Consider the following 16,865-nt stretch of genomic DNA (forward strand, 5'->3'; position numbering starts at 1 on the left):
TTTTCTGGCACGATGAGGGAAGTACATATGATTTTATGTCATTTTGCATAATTTTCCGCCAGCAGCAGAATATGCGATAATTTGACTAACCTGGTAAAAGGGTCTAACCGCCCTCTCAGGTGGGCACAGGATACCTGATTGCCGCATCCATTGCCAAAATCTTTTGAACGTTGTCATGCACAGTTGGTGTTTTGCACGAAAATTTTAAGTTTTATATGTAAAGTTGAGGTATAGCCATGTCGACCCCTGAGAATCGCCCCGTTAGCTTTTTCAGCTTGTTTCGTCGCGGGCAGCACTATGCGAAGACCTGGCCCCTCGATAAGCGATTGGCGCCGGTGTTTGTCGAAAACCGCATTATTCGCGCTACCCGCTACGCGATTCGCATCATGCCGCCGGTTGCGGTCTTCACCTTATGCTGGCAGATAGCGCTCGGCGGCCAGCTTGGCCCGGCCGTCGCCACCGCGTTGTTTGCCTTAAGCCTGCCGATGCAGGGACTGTGGTGGTTGGGCAAGCGTTCCGTGACGCCATTACCGCCATCAATATTGAACTGGTTTTATGAAGTGCGCGGCAAATTACAAGAGGCCGGGCAGGCGTTAGCGCCGGTTGACGGCAAGCCGGATTACCAGGCGTTGGCTGACACGCTTAAGCGCGCCTTCAAACAACTGGATAAAACTTTCCTTGATGATTTGTAATTCCATACGGAAAACGCATATAAAAGAAGGCGCATGATTTATGCGCCTTCTTTATTTCACGCCGTAAGTGCTACAGGAGTCAAAAATGGAAATGACCAATGCGCAGCGTCTGATTTTGTCCAATCAGTACAAGATGATGACTATGCTCGACCCGGACAACGCCGAACGTTACCGCCGTCTACAGACCATCATCGAGCGTGGATATGGGCTGCAAATGCGCGAGCTGGACCGCGAATTTGGCCAACTGACGGAAGAAACCTGCCGGACCATTATCGATATCATGGAGATGTACCACGCGCTGCACGTTTCGTGGACCAACCTGAAGGACGCCTCCGCTATCGATGAACGTCGGGTGACCTTCCTTGGTTTTGACGTCGCCACCGAGGCCCGCTATCTCGGCTACGTGCGCTTTATGGTCAATGTAGAAGGGCGCTATAGCCACTTCGATGCCGGTACTCACGGCTTTAACTCGCAGACGCCGATGTGGGAAAAATACCAGCGTATGCTGGCCGCCTGGCACTCCTGCCCGCGCCAGTATCACTTGAGTAGTAACGAAATTAACCAAATTATCAATGCCTGATGGAGGTGCCCGTGCAGTGTAAAGGTTTCCTGTTCGATCTCGACGGGACGCTGGTGGATTCTTTGCCGGTGGTCGAGCGTTCATGGTGTAAATGGGGCGATCGTTTCGGCATTCCGCACGATGAGATTCTCGGTTTCATTCACGGTAAACAGGCCATCACTTCGATTCGTCATTTTATGCCGGGGCGCAGCGAAGAGGATATTCAGGCCGAGTTCCGCTTCCTTGAGCAGATTGAAGCCACCGATATCGACGGCATTGTCGCACTGCCGGGCGCGTTAAGCTTGCTGAATACGCTTAATGAAGCGGGGATCCCGTGGGCTATCGTGACTTCGGGTTCCATTCCGGTTGCTCACGCCCGCCACCGCGCGGCAGGTCTGCCGATGCCGAAAGTGTTCGTTACCGCCGAGCAGGTGAAGAAGGGGAAACCGGCGCCGGATGCCTATCTGCTCGGCGCCGAGCTGCTGGGAATACCGGCACAACAGTGCGCGGTGGTGGAAGATGCGCCGGCGGGTCTGCTTTCCGGGCTGGCTGCCGGATGCCGCACCATCGCCGTCAACGTTCCGGCCGATGCGCCGCGCCTTGATGAGGCCGATCTGGTGCTGACGACCCTCGAAAGCTTGCGCATTGAGCGGCAGGCGGATGGCAATGTTCAGGTGAATCTTAAAGCATAATCTCATGACTTAGCCCCGCGTTGCCGGGGCTTTTTTGTGCCACAATTTCGGCTCCCTCTTCAGACAAGGATAAGTTGTGAACGGTGAATTGATTTGGGTGTTATCGCTACTGGCCATCGCGGTTGTCTTGTTTGCGACCGGCAAGGTGCGCATGGATGCCATCGCGCTGATGGTGATAGTTGCGTTTGTGCTTAGCGGTACCTTAACCCTCAGCGAAGCCTTCTCCGGCTTTAGCGATCCGAACGTTATTCTCATTGCTGCTTTATTTATCATTGGCGACGGCCTGGTGCGCACCGGCGTGGCGACTAAAATGGGCTCCTGGCTGGTCAAGGTTGCCGGCAATAGCGAAACCAAAATGCTGGTCTACCTGATGCTCACCGTTGCCGGACTGGGGGCGTTTATGAGCTCAACCGGCGTAGTGGCGATATTTATTCCGGTAGTGCTCAGCGTCTCGCTGCGTATGAATACCTCGCCGTCGCGGCTGATGATGCCGCTAAGCTTCGCCGGGCTGATTAGCGGCATGATGACGCTGGTGGCGACGCCGCCGAACCTGGTGGTCAACAGTGAGCTGCTGCGCGAGGGGTTGCATGGCTTCAGCTTCTTCAGCGTGACCCCGATTGGCCTGGTGGTGCTGGTGTTGGGTATCGTCTATATGCTGGTGATGCGCTTTATGCTGAAGGGCGAAGATGACAGCGCCGCCCGCGATGGCCGCAAGAAAAGCACCTTCCGCGATTTAATCAAAGAGTACCACCTCACCGGTAGGGCGCGCCGGCTGGCGATTCGTCCGGGCTCGCCGATGATCGGCCAGCGGCTTGATGATTTAAAGCTGCGTGAACGCTACTGCGCCAACGTTATCGGCGTCGAACGCTGGCGGCGTTTTCGCCGGGTGATCGTCAACGTTAACGGGGTGTCGGAGTTTCGCGCCCGCGACGTGTTGCTGATCGATATGTCGGCATCCGACGTCGATCTGCGGCAGTTTTGCGGCGAGCAGATGCTTGAGCCGATGGTGCTGCGCGGCGAATACTTTTCCGACCAGGCGCTGGACGTCGGTATGGCGGAAGTTTCGTTAATCCCTGACTCAGAGCTTATCGGCAAAACGGTGCGCGAGATGGCCTTCCGTACCCGTTTTGGTCTGAATATCGTTGGCCTGAAGCGCGATGGTAAAGCGCTCGACGGCGCGGTAGTCGATGAACAACTCCAGTTAGGCGACATTATGCTGGTAGTTGGCAACTGGCGGCAGATAGCCATGCTGGCAAAACGCGGCCGCGATTTTGTGGTGCTGAATATGCCGGTAGAGGTCAACGATGCTTCGCCCGCGCACAGCCAGGCGCCGCACGCCATTTTCTGCCTGGTGTTAATGGTAGCGCTGATGCTTACCGATGAAATCCCCAACCCTATCGCCGCAATCATCGCCTGCCTGTTGATGGGCAAGTTTCGCTGTATTAACGCCGAGAGCGCCTATAAGGCGATCCACTGGCCGAGCATCATTTTGATCGTGGGTATGATGCCCTTCGCCCTGGCGTTGCAGAAAACCGGCGGCGTGGATTTAGTGGTGCAGGGATTAATGGACGTCGCCGGAAGTAAAGGCCCCTATTTGATGCTGGGTTGTCTGTTTGTGATGTGCGCGGCGATTGGTCTGTTTATCTCGAATACCGCGACGGCGGTGCTGATGGCGCCAATTGCTCTGGCGGCGGCGAAATCGATGGGAGTATCGCCTTATCCTTTTGCCATGGTGGTGGCGATGGCGGCTTCGGCGGCGTTTATGACCCCGGTCTCTTCACCGGTTAATACGCTGGTGCTCGGACCCGGTAAATATTCGTTCAGTGATTTTGTCAAAATCGGTGTGCCCTTCACCGTACTGGTGATGGTGGTCTGCGTACTGCTGATCCCGGTACTCTTTCCGTTTTAATTCATTCAGGCCGGGCAGGGGCTGCCTGGCCTGAATATTAAAGCGGTGAATCCTGGCTGATTTCATCGAGCGACAGCTGGAAGCTCGGGACAAATACCTGCATAAAGTAATCCATCTCCGGGCTACGGCGCGACTCCAGCGTTTTTTCCAGCCGACCTTTCGCCAGCAGAAATTCGTTATTGCCGGCAGAAAGCTCTTCAAGACATTTCAGATAAGCGCACAGGGCGTCGGCCTGCTTCACAATCGACTGCTCTTCTTCGCTGTAATGGTGTTCATCAATCAGGGGCTCAAAGATATCGCGCAGCTCATCGGGAACCATATCGACCAGTTTTTGCTGAGCGATTTTTTCAATCGCCTTATATTCCTGGGCAATCTGCGAATTGAAATATTTCACCGGCGTGGGCAGATCGCCGGTGAGGACCTCGGAGGCATCGTGATACATCGCCAGCAGGGCAATGCGTTCGGCGTTGACCTGGCCGCCAAACTTGCGGTTCTTAATTGCCGCCAGCGCGTGGGCGACCATCGCCACCTGCAAACTGTGCTCGGAGACGTTCTCGGTGCGCACGTTGCGCATCAATGGCCAGCGGTTAATTAGTTTCAGGCGGGAGAGGTGGGCAAAGAAATGACTCTGACTCATAGGAACCCTTAAGCAGTGACAACATCGGGTTCCATTGTGCGCAGGGATCGCCGCCGGATGCAAATACCGGCGGCGGCGCGATTAAAGCTGATGATAGCCGGAGAGGAAGCGCCCGAAGCGGGAAATCGCCATTTCCAGGTCATCTTCACGCGGCAGGGTGACGATACGTACGTGATCCGGCCACGGCCAGTTGAACGCGGTACCCTGAACCAGCAGCACTTTCTCCTGCAGCAGGAAATCGAGCACCATTTTCTGGTCATCGTGGATATTAAAGCGTTTGGCGTCGATTTTCGGGAACATATACAGCGCGCCTTTCGGCTTGACGCAGGAGACGCCCGGGATCTCGTTGATTAACTCCCAGGCGCGGTTACGTTGCTCATACAAGCGCCCGCCTGGAATGATAAATTCGCTAATGCTCTGATAGCCGCCTAGCGCGGTTTGGATAGCGTGTTGCGCCGGGACGTTGGCGCACAGGCGCATCGAGGCCAGCATTTCCAGCCCTTCGATATAGCCTTTGGCGTGCTTTTTCGGCCCGTTCAGCACCATCCAGCCCTGGCGGAAACCAGCGACGCGATAGGTCTTCGACAGCCCGTTGAAGGTGACGGTTAACATATCCGGCGCCAGTGCGGCGATAGAGTGATGTTCGGCGTCGTCATACAGGATCTTGTCGTAGATTTCGTCGGCGAAAATAATCAGGTTGTGCTGACGGGCGATCTCGACAATCTCCTGCAGCAGCTCTTTGGAATAAACGGCGCCCGTTGGGTTATTCGGGTTAATGATGACGATCCCGCGGGTGCGCGGCGTTATTTTGGCGCGGATATCGTCGAGATCCGGGAACCAGTCTGAGGATTCGTCGCACAGATAGTGCACCGCTTTGCCGCTGGAAAGCGAGACCGCTGCGGTCCACAGCGGGTAGTCCGGGGCTGGAACCAGCATTTCGTCGCCGCTGTTGAGCAGCGCCTGCATGGCCTGGACTATCAGCTCGGAAACGCCGTTACCGATATAGATATCTTCCACGGTAACATCGCGCATTCCGCGCGCCTGGTAGTGCTGCATAATTGCTTTACGGGCGGAATAGAGACCTTTTGAGTCGCTGTAGCCCTGGGCGGTCGGCAGATTGCGGATAACGTCGACGAGGATTTCGTCAGGCGCATCAAAGCCGAACGGCGCCGGGTTGCCGATATTCAGCTTGAGTACCTTGTTGCCTTCTTCTTCAAGGCGTTTTGCTTCTTTGAGAACCGGACCGCGGATGTCGTAACAGACATTCTCTAACTTGCTGGATTTTTCGATAGGGGACATGAACCTTTGACCTTTTAGCTGTTATCGCCACTCCCTGCCGTGGAAGTCAGCACGGAACAATGTACTCCGCATCCCCGCTGTTTTGAAGGGTTAACAGGAGAAGATTTTGCGAATAGTATTTTTTTAGAGTAATGAATTTGTCTGTGTAATGGCGTTATTCTTTATATAATGTGCCTGATATGGGTTTTAGAATGGTTTTATGTTGCGCATATTGCGCAGATACATGGATATTTATCTGGTTTGTTGCTGATGGAAAAAGCGGGTTGCCTGAATTTTAACCGCTAAAAGACACTATGCTAATAAGAAAGAGGGTGCTGATAACTGTAGCAACTATGTTAATTTTTTTTAATAAAACATGCCAATTAATGAATCAGGTATATTTGATTGCATAGATTATTTCGGGTTTTGTTAATTTAATTATAGTGCTGCAAAAATGTTTAAAATTACCTTAGATAATACTGATTAGCGCTTATAAATATTGTGGTTTTCGGTTAGGATATGACGGTTAATATCGACGTATAAACCTCTGTTTAACGGCGTGATTTTATTAATATATTGTTATTGCAGGCTTTTTTGTTTGTGTTCCAGCAGGCGTTGTTATGCGTGTCGGGCTTCCGGGCGTAACGAGATTTGTTATTGCAGACTTTGTTTGAGATTCATCACATAACGTAAGTCTCAGTAATTAAAAATGCGTAGAGCTACGAACAAAATATTACTCAAATTTTTCGCACATTTGTCGCGAACGAGTGCTTTCACATGCAATGACGTTCTTCCAGTTGTCATCTGCGGCAATTGTCCGCTCGGCACGAGGCTCATGGAATAGCCGGAAACCTGGATACAGCATCAACAAGGCAGGCCAGCATCAGCGCCTGTAAGTGAAGAAATATGATAAATGCAAATCGTCCGATACTGAATCTCGATCTCGATCTGCTGCGGACCTTCGTCGCCGTCGCCGATCTGAGCACCTTTGCGGCGGCCGCTGCCGCGGTATGTCGTACCCAGTCCGCCGTCAGTCAGCAGATGCAGCGCCTGGAGCAACTGGTTGGCAAAGAGCTTTTCGCTCGACATGGGCGTAATAAATTACTGACCGAGCAGGGGATCCAACTGCTCAGCTACGCGCGCAAAATACTGCGTTTTAATGATGAAGCCTGCATGTCGCTAATGTTTGGCAGCCTGCAGGGGACGCTGACTATCGGCGCTGCCGATGAAACGGCGGATACCATCCTGCCTTATCTGCTCAATCGAATCGGCAGCTTCTATCCCAAACTGACGCTGGAAATTAAGGTCCTGAATTACGCCGATATCGTTGCGAAGTTAGGCAGCGGCGAGATCGATCTGGCGTTAACCACTCATCAAACCGGCGAATTTGATGTCCTGACGCTGCGTACCTCGCCGACGCTGTGGTACTGCGCCGCGGATTATGTACTGGCGCACGGAGAATCTGTTCCGCTGGTGCTGCTCGAAGAGTCCGGGCCGTTCCGTGAAGATATCATTTCCGCGCTTAATGCCGCGCAGGTCCCCTGGCATCTGGCGCATGCCGCCAGTTCTCTGGCCGGGGTAAAAGCCGCGGTGAAGGCGGGGCTTGGCGTCACCGCGCGACCGGTTGAAATGATGAGCCCTGAGCTGCGCGTGCCGGGTAAAAGCGACGGTTTGCCCGGCCTGCCGGATACCCATTATGTGTTGAGCTGTAATCCACAGCGGGAAAACGAGCTGGCGCAGGCAATTTTTCAGTCGCTGAGCCAGGACCATAACCCGTGGAAAACAGAAACGCTCTATACCCCGGAAGGGGGAGACGGCTCCCTGGTTTCATAAAGCCAAATTATCATATATCGATCACAATAATCCGGTAACAAAATGTAAGTGTAAAAAAGAGCCGCCGATCGACAAAATGAGGTCAGTGGCTCTTTTTTTTTATATTTTACAAGGATTTTAAGCAGTTTAATAATTTATTGATATATGAATCAATAGGTTGGCCAGGAAGTGGCCATTGTTTCCCTGTTTTTAGCTGCAGTTTCAATACTTCCTGCTAATGTTAAAAAACCGGACGGATTGTTGCCGTTTTCCAGATGTAATTAACAAAAGCGTGTCACAGATCAAGAAAATACCCCTACTTGGGGGGAGGAATCGCGGCCAAATCCTGTCAAAATAGATTGGCGAAACTGATTTACGTCTAAAACGGACACGATTCAACAACACTAAATCCGAATGATATGCAAGGTTATTACGCAACAAAGGGCATTTAATGTTAATGAAAAGATTCCAATGTAAATTAATGTAGTTAAAACTTTTGTTAAAGTTGACAAAAGGTTAAAGAAAGGGGTAAAAAGCCACGGCATTTGGGCTTCCTCATCAACCAGGGACGCTTTTTTGCAAGGTCATTTTTTTATTCCTCCCGTGAAACGCTGTGGCGTTCATCTGCCATCAAGAGCAGAGGGTTTTGGCGCTACACTTTTTTGGTTAAGCAATGCGTATGTCAACATCCACTGAAGTCATCGCTCATCATTGGGCATTCGCTATATTTCTCATCATCGCTATCGGTCTGTGCTGCCTGATGCTCGTCGGCGGCTGGTACCTCGGCGGTCGCGCGCGCGCGCGTAGCAAAAACACGCCGTTTGAATCGGGGATCGACTCCGTTGGTTCGGCCCGCTTACGTCTTTCTGCGAAGTTTTATCTGGTCGCCATGTTCTTCGTTATCTTCGACGTGGAAGCCCTGTATCTCTACGCATGGTCAACCTCCATTCGCGAAAGCGGCTGGGTTGGCTTTGTGGAAGCCGCAATTTTCATTTTAGTGCTACTGGCTGGTCTGGTTTACCTTGTTCGCATCGGCGCACTGGACTGGACGCCTGCGCGTTCCCGTCGCACGCTGGTTAACCCGGAAACAGACAGTCCCACTAACCGTCATATGCAGTAAAAGCGAGGCAATAAGATGGATTATACGCTCACCCGCATAGATCCTAACGGTGAGAACGACCGTTACCCCCTGCAAAAACAGGAGATCGTAACCGACCCCCTGGAGCAAGAAGTCAATAAAAGCGTGTATATGGGGAAACTCGAACATGCGCTGCATGACATGGTGAACTGGGGCCGTAAGAACTCGATTTGGCCGTACAACTTCGGCCTGTCTTGCTGCTATGTAGAAATGGTGACGTCATTCACTGCGGTGCATGACGTTGCGCGTTTTGGCGCGGAAGTACTGCGTGCCTCTCCGCGTCAGGCCGACCTGATGGTGGTCGCCGGCACCTGCTTCACCAAAATGGCCCCGGTAATTCAGCGCCTGTACGATCAGATGCTGGAGCCGAAGTGGGTTATCTCTATGGGCGCATGCGCTAACTCCGGCGGGATGTACGATATCTACTCCGTCGTGCAGGGCGTGGACAAGTTTATTCCGGTGGATGTTTACATCCCGGGCTGTCCGCCGCGTCCGGAAGCTTATATGCAGGCGCTGATGCTGCTGCAGGAATCCATTGGTAAAGAGCGCCGTCCTCTCTCCTGGGTGGTTGGCGATCAGGGCGTCTATCGCGCCAACATGCAATCCGAGCGCGAGCGTAAACGCGGCGAACGAATTGCGGTGACCAATCTGCGGACTCCGGACGAGATTTAACTTGCGCCTGCGGGCGGGAACCAGACTTCGCAAATCAATCTACAAAAGCAGCGAAGCCTCGCCCGGCAGTCACCACGGACCTTTTGCAATGGTGAACAATATGACTGATTTAACCGCGCATGACGCCGCACCAGCCTGGCAAACCCGCGATCACCTTGATGACCCGGTGATCGGCGAACTGCGCAACCGTTTTGGGCCGGATGCCTTTACCGTTCAGCCTACCCGTACCGGCGTTCCGGTGGTGTGGGTGAAGCGCGAACAGCTGCTTGAGGTGGGTGATTTCCTGAAGAGATTGCCAAAACCTTACGTGATGCTGTTTGACCTGCACGGCATGGACGAACGTTTACGTACGCACCGCGATGGCTTGCCAGCCGCGGATTTTTCCGTTTTCTACCACCTGATCTCAGTAGACCGCAACCGCGATATCATGCTCAAGGTGGCGTTGTCTGAAAACGATCTGCATCTGCCGACCTTCACCAAACTTTTCCCTAACGCCAACTGGTATGAGCGTGAAACCTGGGAAATGTTTGGCGTGACCTTTGACGGTCACCCGAATCTGCGCCGCATCATGATGCCGCCTACCTGGGAAGGCCACCCGCTGCGTAAAGACTATCCGGCGCGCGCCACCGAATTCGATCCGTTTGAGCTGACTAAAGCCAAGCAGGATCTGGAAATGGAAGCGTTAACCTTCAAGCCGGAAGAGTGGGGCATGAAGCGCGGCACCGAAAACGAGGACTTTATGTTCCTCAACCTCGGCCCGAACCACCCATCCGCTCACGGCGCATTCCGTATCATTCTGCAGCTGGATGGCGAAGAGATCGTCGACTGCGTGCCGGATATCGGCTACCACCACCGCGGCGCGGAGAAGATGGGCGAACGCCAGTCCTGGCACAGCTACATCCCTTACACCGACCGTATTGAATACCTCGGCGGCTGCGTCAACGAGATGCCGTACGTACTGGCGGTGGAAAAACTGGCCGGGATCACCGTGCCGGATCGCGTGAACGTGATCCGCGTGATGCTGTCCGAACTGTTCCGCATCAACAGCCACCTGCTGTATATCTCGACCTTTATTCAGGACGTCGGCGCGATGACGCCGGTCTTCTTCGCCTTTACCGACCGTCAGAAAATCTACGATCTGGTCGAAGCGATCACCGGTTTCCGTATGCACCCGGCGTGGTTCCGCATCGGCGGCGTCGCCCACGACCTGCCGCGCGGCTGGGATCGCCTGCTGCGTGAATTCCTTGAGTGGATGCCGAAGCGCTTGGATTCCTATGAGAAAGCCGCGCTGCGCAACACCATTCTGATTGGTCGCTCGAAAGGCGTTGCCGCCTACACCGCGAAAGAAGCGCTGGAGTGGGGCACCACCGGCGCAGGTCTGCGCGCGACCGGTATCGGCTTCGACGTGCGTAAATGGCGTCCTTATTCTGGCTACGAAAACTTCGACTTTGAAATCCCGACCGGCGGCGGCGTTTCCGACTGCTACACCCGCGTGATGCTGAAAGTGGAAGAGCTGCGCCAGAGCCTGCGCATTCTCCAGCAGTGCCTCGATAATATGCCGGAAGGCCCGTTCAAAGCGGATCACCCGCTGACCACGCCGCCGCCGAAAGAGCGCACGCTGCAGCACATTGAGACCCTGATTACTCACTTCTTGCAGGTTTCCTGGGGCCCGGTGATGCCGGCCAACGAATCCTTCCAGATGGTTGAAGCGACGAAGGGGATTAACAGTTACTACCTGACCAGCGACGGCAGCACCATGAGCTACCGTACCCGTATTCGTACCCCGAGCTATGCGCACCTGCAGCAGATCCCGGCGGCGATCCGCGGCAGCCTGGTATCCGACCTTATTGTCTATCTGGGTAGTATCGATTTTGTTATGTCAGACGTGGACCGCTAATTATGCACGAGAATCAACAACCACAAACCGAGGCTTTTGAGCTGAGTGCGGCAGAGCGTGAGGCTATTGAGCACGAGAAGCACCACTACGAAGACCCGCGTGCGGCGTCCATCGAAGCGCTGAAAATTGTTCAAAAACAGCGCGGCTGGGTGCCGGATGGCGCGATCTATGCGATCGCCGATGTGCTGGGGATCCCGGCAAGCGACGTCGAAGGCGTGGCGACATTCTATAGCCAGATCTTCCGCCAGCCGGTTGGCCGTCACGTGATCCGCTACTGCGACAGCGTGGTGTGCCATATCACCGGCTTCCAGGGGATCCAGTCGGCTATCGAGAAAAAGCTGGACATCAAACCGGGTCAAACCACCTTTGATGGCCGCTTCACGCTGCTGCCGACCTGTTGCCTTGGCAACTGCGACAAGGGGCCGACCATGATGATTGATGACGACACGCACAGTTATCTGACGCCGGAAGCGATTCCTGACCTCCTGGAGCGGTATAAATGAAAACCATTATTCGTACTGCCGAAACGCATCCATTAACCTGGCGTCTGCGCGATGACAAGCAGCCGGTGTGGCTGGACGAGTATCGCAGCAAAAACGGTTATGAAGGGGCGCGCAAAGCCTTAAGCGGCATGGCGCCGGATGAAATCGTCAATGCGGTAAAAGACGCCGGCCTGAAGGGGCGCGGCGGCGCGGGCTTTTCCACCGGTCTGAAGTGGAGCCTGATGCCGAAAGACGAGTCCATGAACATCCGTTACCTGCTGTGTAACGCCGATGAAATGGAACCGGGCACCTATAAAGACCGTCTGCTGATGGAACAGCTGCCGCACCTGCTGGTGGAAGGTATGCTGATCTCCGCCTTTGCGCTGAAGGCCTACCGCGGTTACATCTTCCTGCGCGGCGAATATATCGAAGCGGCGCAGCATCTGCGTCGCGCGATTGCCGAAGCCACCGAGGCGGGCCTGTTGGGGAAAAATATCCTTGGCACCGGTTTTGACTTCGAACTGTTCGTGCACACCGGGGCAGGGCGCTACATCTGCGGTGAAGAGACCGCGCTTATCAACTCGCTGGAAGGCCGCCGCGCGAACCCGCGTTCCAAGCCGCCGTTCCCGGCAAGCTCTGGCGTGTGGGGTAAACCGACCTGCGTTAACAACGTTGAAACCCTGTGCAACGTGCCAGCCATTCTCGCCAACGGCGTGGAGTGGTACCAGAATATTTCAACCAGCAAAGATGCCGGCACCAAGCTGATGGGCTTCTCCGGGCGCGTGAAGAATCCGGGCGTCTGGGAACTGCCGTTCGGCACCACCGCGCGCGAGATCCTCGAAGATTACGCCGGCGGCATGCGCGATGGCCTGAAGTTTAAAGCCTGGCAGCCGGGCGGCGCCGGTACCGACTTCCTGACCGAAGCGCACCTCGATTTGCCGATGGAGTTTGAAAGCATTGGTAAGGCAGGGAGCCGTCTGGGTACCGCGCTGGCGATGGCCGTCGACCACGAGATCGGCATGGTTCCGCTGGTGCGCAACCTCGAAGAATTTTTTGCCCGCGAATCCTGCGGCTGGTGTACGCCTTGCCGCGACGGCCTGCCGTGGAGCGTGAAGATCCTGCGCGCCCTGGAGCGCGGCGAAGGCCAGCCTGGCGACATCGAAACCCTTGAGCAACTGTGTCGATTCCTCGGGCCGGGTAAAACCTTCTGCGCGCACGCGCCGGGCGCGGTTGAACCGCTGCAGAGCGCTATCAAATATTTCCGCGAAGAATTCGAGGCTGGCATTAAGCAGCAGTTCAGCAATACCCATGCAATTAACGGTATTCAGCCGAACCTGCTTAAGACGCGCTGGTAATCTAAAGGTTTTTTATTTTTGGAAGCACGCAAATGGCTACGATTCATGTAGACGGCAAAGAATACGAGGTCAACGGAGCGGACAACCTGCTAGAGGCTTGTCTCTCTCTTGGTCTTGATATTCCATACTTTTGCTGGCACCCGGCGCTAGGGAGCGTCGGTGCTTGCCGCCAGTGTGCGGTGAAGCAATATCAGAACGCGGAAGACACGCGTGGTCGCCTGGTGATGTCCTGTATGACTCCGGCATCCGACGGCACCTTTATTTCTATTGACGACGGCGAAGCGAAGCAGTTCCGCGAAAGCGTGGTGGAGTGGCTGATGACCAACCACCCGCACGACTGCCCGGTCTGCGAAGAGGGCGGCAACTGCCACCTGCAGGATATGACGGTCATGACCGGTCATAGCTTCCGCCGCTATCGTTTCACCAAGCGTACCCACCGCAACCAGGATCTGGGGCCATTTATTTCTCACGAAATGAACCGCTGCATCGCCTGCTACCGCTGCGTTCGCTACTATAAAGATTATGCCGACGGCACCGATCTGGGCGTTTATGGCGCTCATGACAACGTCTACTTCGGCCGCCCGGAAGATGGCACGCTGGAAAGCGAGTTCTCCGGTAACCTGGTTGAAGTTTGCCCGACCGGCGTCTTCACCGATAAAACGCACTCCGAGCGTTACAACCGTAAGTGGGACATGCAGTTTGCGCCGAGCATCTGCCAGCAGTGTTCCATTGGCTGTAACATCAGCCCTGGCGAACGCTATGGCGAGCTGCGTCGTATCGAAAACCGCTATAACGGTACCGTTAACCGCTACTTCCTCTGCGACCGCGGTCGTTTCGGCTATGGCTACGTAAACCTCAAAGATCGTCCGCGTCAGCCGGTTCAGCGCCGCGGCGACGATCTGATCGCGCTCAACGCCGAACAGGCGATGCAGGGGGCGGCGGATATCCTGCGTCAGTCGAAGAAAGTCATTGGTATCGGTTCTCCGCGCGCCAGCATTGAAAGCAACTTCGCGCTGCGTGAGCTGGTCGGTAGCGAAAACTTCTATACCGGCATCGCTAAAGGCGAACAAGCGCGCCTGCAGATGATGCTTAAAGTGCTGCGTGAAGGCGGGATCCATACCCCGACGCTGCGCGATATCGAATCCTACGATGCGGTACTGGTGCTGGGCGAAGACATTACCCAGACCGGCGCGCGCGTTGCCCTGGCAGTACGCCAGGCGGTGAAAGGGAAAGCACGTGAAATGGCGGCGGCGCAGAAAGTGGCCGACTGGCAGATTGCGGCAATTCTCAACATCGGACAGCGCGCCAAGCATCCGTTATTTGTCACTAATATCGACGACACGCGTCTGGATGACATCGCGGCGTGGACTTACCGCGCGCCGGTGGAAGATCAGGCGCGTCTGGGCTTCGCTATCGCCCATGCGCTGGATGACAGCGCGCCGGCGGTTGATGGCCTGAGCCATGACCTGCAGGGTAAAGTCGATGTGATCGTTCAGGCGCTGGCCGGGGCGAAAAAACCGCTGATTATCTCCGGCACTAACGCCGGCAGCATGGAAATCATTCAGGCTGCCGCTAACGTGGCGAAAGCGTTGAAAGGCCGCGGCGCCGATGTTGGCATCACGATGGTTGCCCGCGCGGTGAACAGCGTCGGTCTGGGCATGATCGGCGGCGGCTCGCTTGAAGAGGCGCTGGACGAACTGGAAAGCGGCGCCGCAGACGCGGTTATCGTGCTGGAAAACGACCTGCACCGTCATGCTTCCGCCGCGCGCGTCGACGCAGCGCTTGCGAAAGCGCCGCTGGTGATGGTGGTTGACCATCAGCGCACCGCGATTATGGACAAAGCGCACCTGGTGCTCTCCGCGGCAAGCTTTGCGGAAAGCGACGGTACCGTGGTGAACAACGAAGGCCGCGCCCAGCGCTTCTTCCAGGTTTACGACCCGGCTTACTACGACGCGAAAACCGTGATGCTGGAAAGCTGGCGCTGGCTGCATTCGCTGCACAGTACCGTTAACAACCGTCAGGTTGACTGGACGCAGCTGGACCACGTCATTGATGCGGCGATTGCCGCCCTGCCGCAGCTGGCGGGCATTAAAGATGCCGCGCCGGATGCGACCTTCCGCATTCGCGGCCAGAAGCTGGCGCGTGAACCGCACCGCTACAGCGGCCGCACGGCGATGCGCGCTAACATCAGCGTGCACGAGCCGCGTCAGCCGCAGGATAAAGACACCATGTTCGCCTTCTCAATGGAAGGGAACAACCAGCCGTCCGCGCCGCGTTCGCAGATCCCGTTCGCCTGGGCGCCGGGCTGGAACTCCCCGCAGGCATGGAACAAATTCCAGGATGAAGTGGGCGGTAAACTGCGCCACGGCGATCCGGGCGTGCGTCTGATTGAAGCTTCCGCCAGCGGGCTGGAGTACTTCACGGCGGTTCCGGCCAGCTTCCACGCGGAAGAGGGCAAATGGCGTATCGCGCCTTACTACCACCTGTTTGGCAGCGATGAGCTGTCTCAGCGCTCTCCGGTGTTCCAGAGCCGGATGCCTGAGCCGTACATCAAGCTGAACCCGGCGGATGCCGCAAAGCTTGGCGTCAACGCCGGAGCGATGGTTTCCTTCAGCGTAGAAGGCCAGACGCTGAGTCTGCCGCTGGTTATTTCTGAAGGACTGGCCGCGGGACAGGTTGGCTTACCGATGGGCATGCCGGGCATCGCGCCGGTACTGGCCGGGGCGCGTATTGATTCACTGCAGGAGGCGCAAGCATGAGTTGGTTAACGCCGGATCTTATCGACATTCTGTTAAGCATCCTGAAGGCCGTGGTCATTCTGCTGGTGGTCGTCACCTGCGGCGCGTTCATGAGCTTCGGCGAGCGTCGTCTGCTCGGCCTGTTCCAGAACCGCTACGGACCTAACCGCGTGGGCTGGGGCGGTTCGCTGCAGCTGGTCGCCGACATGATCAAGATGTTCTTCAAAGAGGACTGGATCCCGCGCTTCTCCGATCGCGTGATCTTTACTCTGGCGCCGGTTATCGCCTTTACCTCGTTGCTGCTGGCCTTTGCTATCGTGCCGGTTAGCCCGTCGTGGGTGGTCGCCGACCTGAACATCGGTATTCTGTTCTTCCTGATGATGGCAGGCCTGGCGGTTTACGCGGTCCTGTTCGCCGGTTGGTCGAGCAACAACAAATACTCGCTGCTGGGGGCGATGCGTGCTTCCGCACAAACGTTGAGCTACGAAGTGTTCCTTGGTCTCTCCCTGATGGGTGTGGTGGCGCAGGCGGGGTCATTCAACATGACCGATATCGTCAACAACCAGGCGCATCTGTGGAACGTCATCCCGCAGTTCTTCGGCTTCGTGACTTTCGCTATCGCCGGCGTGGCGGTGTGTCACCGTCACCCATTCGACCAGCCGGAAGCGGAGCAGGAACTGGCCGATGGTTACCACATTGAATATTCCGGTATGAAATTCGGTCTGTTCTTCGTCGGTGAATACATCGGTATCGTCACCGTCTCAGCGCTGATCGTTACGCTGTTCTTCGGCGGCTGGAATGGCCCGTGGTTACCGCCTTTCATCTGGTTCGCGCTGAAAACCGCGTTCTTCATGATGATGTTCATTTTGATCCGCGCATCATTACCGCGTCCGCGTTATGACCAGGTAATGTCCTTTGGCTGGAAGGTATGCCTGCCGTTAACGCTGGTCAACTTGTTGGTAACGGCGGCTGTCATTCTCTGGCAGGCGCAATAAGGGGTGAAT

14 protein-coding genes are annotated in these 16,865 nt (G+C 55.5%); 12 read left to right on the plus strand and 2 right to left on the minus strand.

Annotation, left to right across the window (positions count from 1 at the left end; genetic code table 11):
• Positions 1 to 236: 236 nt before the first annotated feature.
• From yfbV to PGS10_RS16410, 4 genes are all read left to right on the plus strand, one after another.
• Positions 237 to 692: a terminus macrodomain insulation protein YfbV gene (gene yfbV / locus PGS10_RS16395; protein WP_045391475.1), complete on the plus strand. Its 456-nt coding sequence runs from the start codon at positions 237 to 239 to the stop codon at positions 690 to 692.
• An 85-nt stretch (positions 693 to 777) separates the two neighbouring features.
• Positions 778 to 1,272 (plus strand): YfbU family protein, encoded by a 495-nt coding sequence (locus tag PGS10_RS16400; protein ID WP_045391472.1) that lies wholly within the window; start codon positions 778 to 780, stop codon positions 1,270 to 1,272.
• An 11-nt stretch (positions 1,273 to 1,283) separates the two neighbouring features.
• Entirely contained in the window at positions 1,284 to 1,943 is a 660-nt protein-coding gene (locus tag PGS10_RS16405) for a sugar phosphatase (protein ID WP_047043353.1), read from the plus strand.
• A 76-nt stretch (positions 1,944 to 2,019) separates the two neighbouring features.
• A complete protein-coding gene (locus tag PGS10_RS16410; RefSeq protein WP_045391469.1) occupies positions 2,020 to 3,852 on the plus strand; it encodes an SLC13 family permease in 1,833 nt (610 codons plus the stop codon).
• Between the two features lie 37 nt (positions 3,853 to 3,889).
• Here PGS10_RS16410 and yfbR read toward each other — a convergent pair whose 3' ends face one another.
• The gene (gene yfbR, locus PGS10_RS16415) at positions 3,890 to 4,489 is read right to left on the minus strand and encodes a 5'-deoxynucleotidase (RefSeq protein WP_032712094.1); all 600 of its coding nucleotides are present in this window, start codon (positions 4,487 to 4,489) and stop codon (positions 3,890 to 3,892) included.
• Positions 4,490 to 4,570: 81 nt separating this feature from the next.
• The gene (gene alaA / locus PGS10_RS16420; protein WP_015365583.1) at positions 4,571 to 5,788 is read right to left on the minus strand and encodes an alanine transaminase AlaA; all 1,218 of its coding nucleotides are present in this window, start codon (positions 5,786 to 5,788) and stop codon (positions 4,571 to 4,573) included.
• Between the two features lie 885 nt (positions 5,789 to 6,673).
• On the opposite strand from alaA, the gene PGS10_RS16425 reads away from it, so the two are divergent.
• From PGS10_RS16425 to nuoH, 8 genes are all read left to right on the plus strand, one after another.
• Positions 6,674 to 7,600 carry a LysR family transcriptional regulator gene (locus tag PGS10_RS16425; protein WP_045391466.1) on the plus strand — a complete coding sequence of 309 codons (927 nt, stop codon included), beginning with the start codon at positions 6,674 to 6,676 and terminating at the stop codon, positions 7,598 to 7,600.
• A gap of 652 nt (positions 7,601 to 8,252) precedes the next feature.
• The gene (gene nuoA / locus PGS10_RS16430; protein ID WP_002913181.1) at positions 8,253 to 8,699 is read left to right on the plus strand and encodes an NADH-quinone oxidoreductase subunit NuoA; all 447 of its coding nucleotides are present in this window, start codon (positions 8,253 to 8,255) and stop codon (positions 8,697 to 8,699) included.
• A gap of 15 nt (positions 8,700 to 8,714) precedes the next feature.
• Entirely contained in the window at positions 8,715 to 9,389 is a 675-nt protein-coding gene (gene nuoB, locus PGS10_RS16435; protein ID WP_002913178.1) for an NADH-quinone oxidoreductase subunit NuoB, read from the plus strand.
• Positions 9,390 to 9,477: 88 nt separating this feature from the next.
• Positions 9,478 to 11,286: an NADH-quinone oxidoreductase subunit C/D gene (nuoC, locus tag PGS10_RS16440; RefSeq protein WP_015365585.1), complete on the plus strand. Its 1,809-nt coding sequence runs from the start codon at positions 9,478 to 9,480 to the stop codon at positions 11,284 to 11,286.
• A 2-nt stretch (positions 11,287 to 11,288) separates the two neighbouring features.
• A complete protein-coding gene (gene nuoE / locus PGS10_RS16445; RefSeq protein ID WP_015365586.1) occupies positions 11,289 to 11,789 on the plus strand; it encodes an NADH-quinone oxidoreductase subunit NuoE in 501 nt (166 codons plus the stop codon).
• Positions 11,786 to 13,123, plus strand: coding sequence for an NADH-quinone oxidoreductase subunit NuoF (nuoF, locus tag PGS10_RS16450; RefSeq protein ID WP_015365587.1), 1,338 nt, complete (start codon positions 11,786 to 11,788; stop codon positions 13,121 to 13,123). Before nuoE ends, nuoF begins: the two co-directional genes overlap by 4 nt.
• 32 nt (positions 13,124 to 13,155) lie before the next feature.
• Positions 13,156 to 15,882, plus strand: coding sequence for an NADH-quinone oxidoreductase subunit NuoG (gene nuoG / locus PGS10_RS16455; protein WP_047078305.1), 2,727 nt, complete (start codon positions 13,156 to 13,158; stop codon positions 15,880 to 15,882).
• Positions 15,879 to 16,856, plus strand: coding sequence for an NADH-quinone oxidoreductase subunit NuoH (gene nuoH, locus PGS10_RS16460; RefSeq protein WP_015365589.1), 978 nt, complete (start codon positions 15,879 to 15,881; stop codon positions 16,854 to 16,856). Before nuoG ends, nuoH begins: the two co-directional genes overlap by 4 nt.
• Positions 16,857 to 16,865 lie beyond the last annotated feature (9 nt).

Source organism: Klebsiella sp. 141153 (assembly GCF_032601995.1).
Lineage (GTDB): Bacteria > Pseudomonadota > Gammaproteobacteria > Enterobacterales > Enterobacteriaceae > Klebsiella > Klebsiella aerogenes.

Excerpts from the sequence above, each read along its gene's own strand:
- nuoF (WP_015365587.1), top strand. The coding sequence starts at position 11,786 with ATGAAAACCATTATTCGTACTGCCGAAACGCATCCATTAACCTGGCGT.
- nuoC (WP_015365585.1), top strand. The coding sequence starts at position 9,478 with ATGGTGAACAATATGACTGATTTAACCGCGCATGACGCCGCACCAGCC.
- alaA (WP_015365583.1), bottom strand. The coding sequence starts at position 5,788 with ATGTCCCCTATCGAAAAATCCAGCAAGTTAGAGAATGTCTGTTACGAC.
- nuoA (WP_002913181.1), top strand. The coding sequence starts at position 8,253 with ATGCGTATGTCAACATCCACTGAAGTCATCGCTCATCATTGGGCATTC.
- nuoB (WP_002913178.1), top strand. The coding sequence starts at position 8,715 with ATGGATTATACGCTCACCCGCATAGATCCTAACGGTGAGAACGACCGT.
- yfbV (WP_045391475.1), top strand. The coding sequence starts at position 237 with ATGTCGACCCCTGAGAATCGCCCCGTTAGCTTTTTCAGCTTGTTTCGT.
- nuoH (WP_015365589.1), top strand. The coding sequence starts at position 15,879 with ATGAGTTGGTTAACGCCGGATCTTATCGACATTCTGTTAAGCATCCTG.
- PGS10_RS16400 (WP_045391472.1), top strand. The coding sequence starts at position 778 with ATGGAAATGACCAATGCGCAGCGTCTGATTTTGTCCAATCAGTACAAG.
- nuoE (WP_015365586.1), top strand. The coding sequence starts at position 11,289 with ATGCACGAGAATCAACAACCACAAACCGAGGCTTTTGAGCTGAGTGCG.
- PGS10_RS16425 (WP_045391466.1), top strand. The coding sequence starts at position 6,674 with ATGATAAATGCAAATCGTCCGATACTGAATCTCGATCTCGATCTGCTG.
- yfbR (WP_032712094.1), bottom strand. The coding sequence starts at position 4,489 with ATGAGTCAGAGTCATTTCTTTGCCCACCTCTCCCGCCTGAAACTAATT.
- nuoG (WP_047078305.1), top strand. The coding sequence starts at position 13,156 with ATGGCTACGATTCATGTAGACGGCAAAGAATACGAGGTCAACGGAGCG.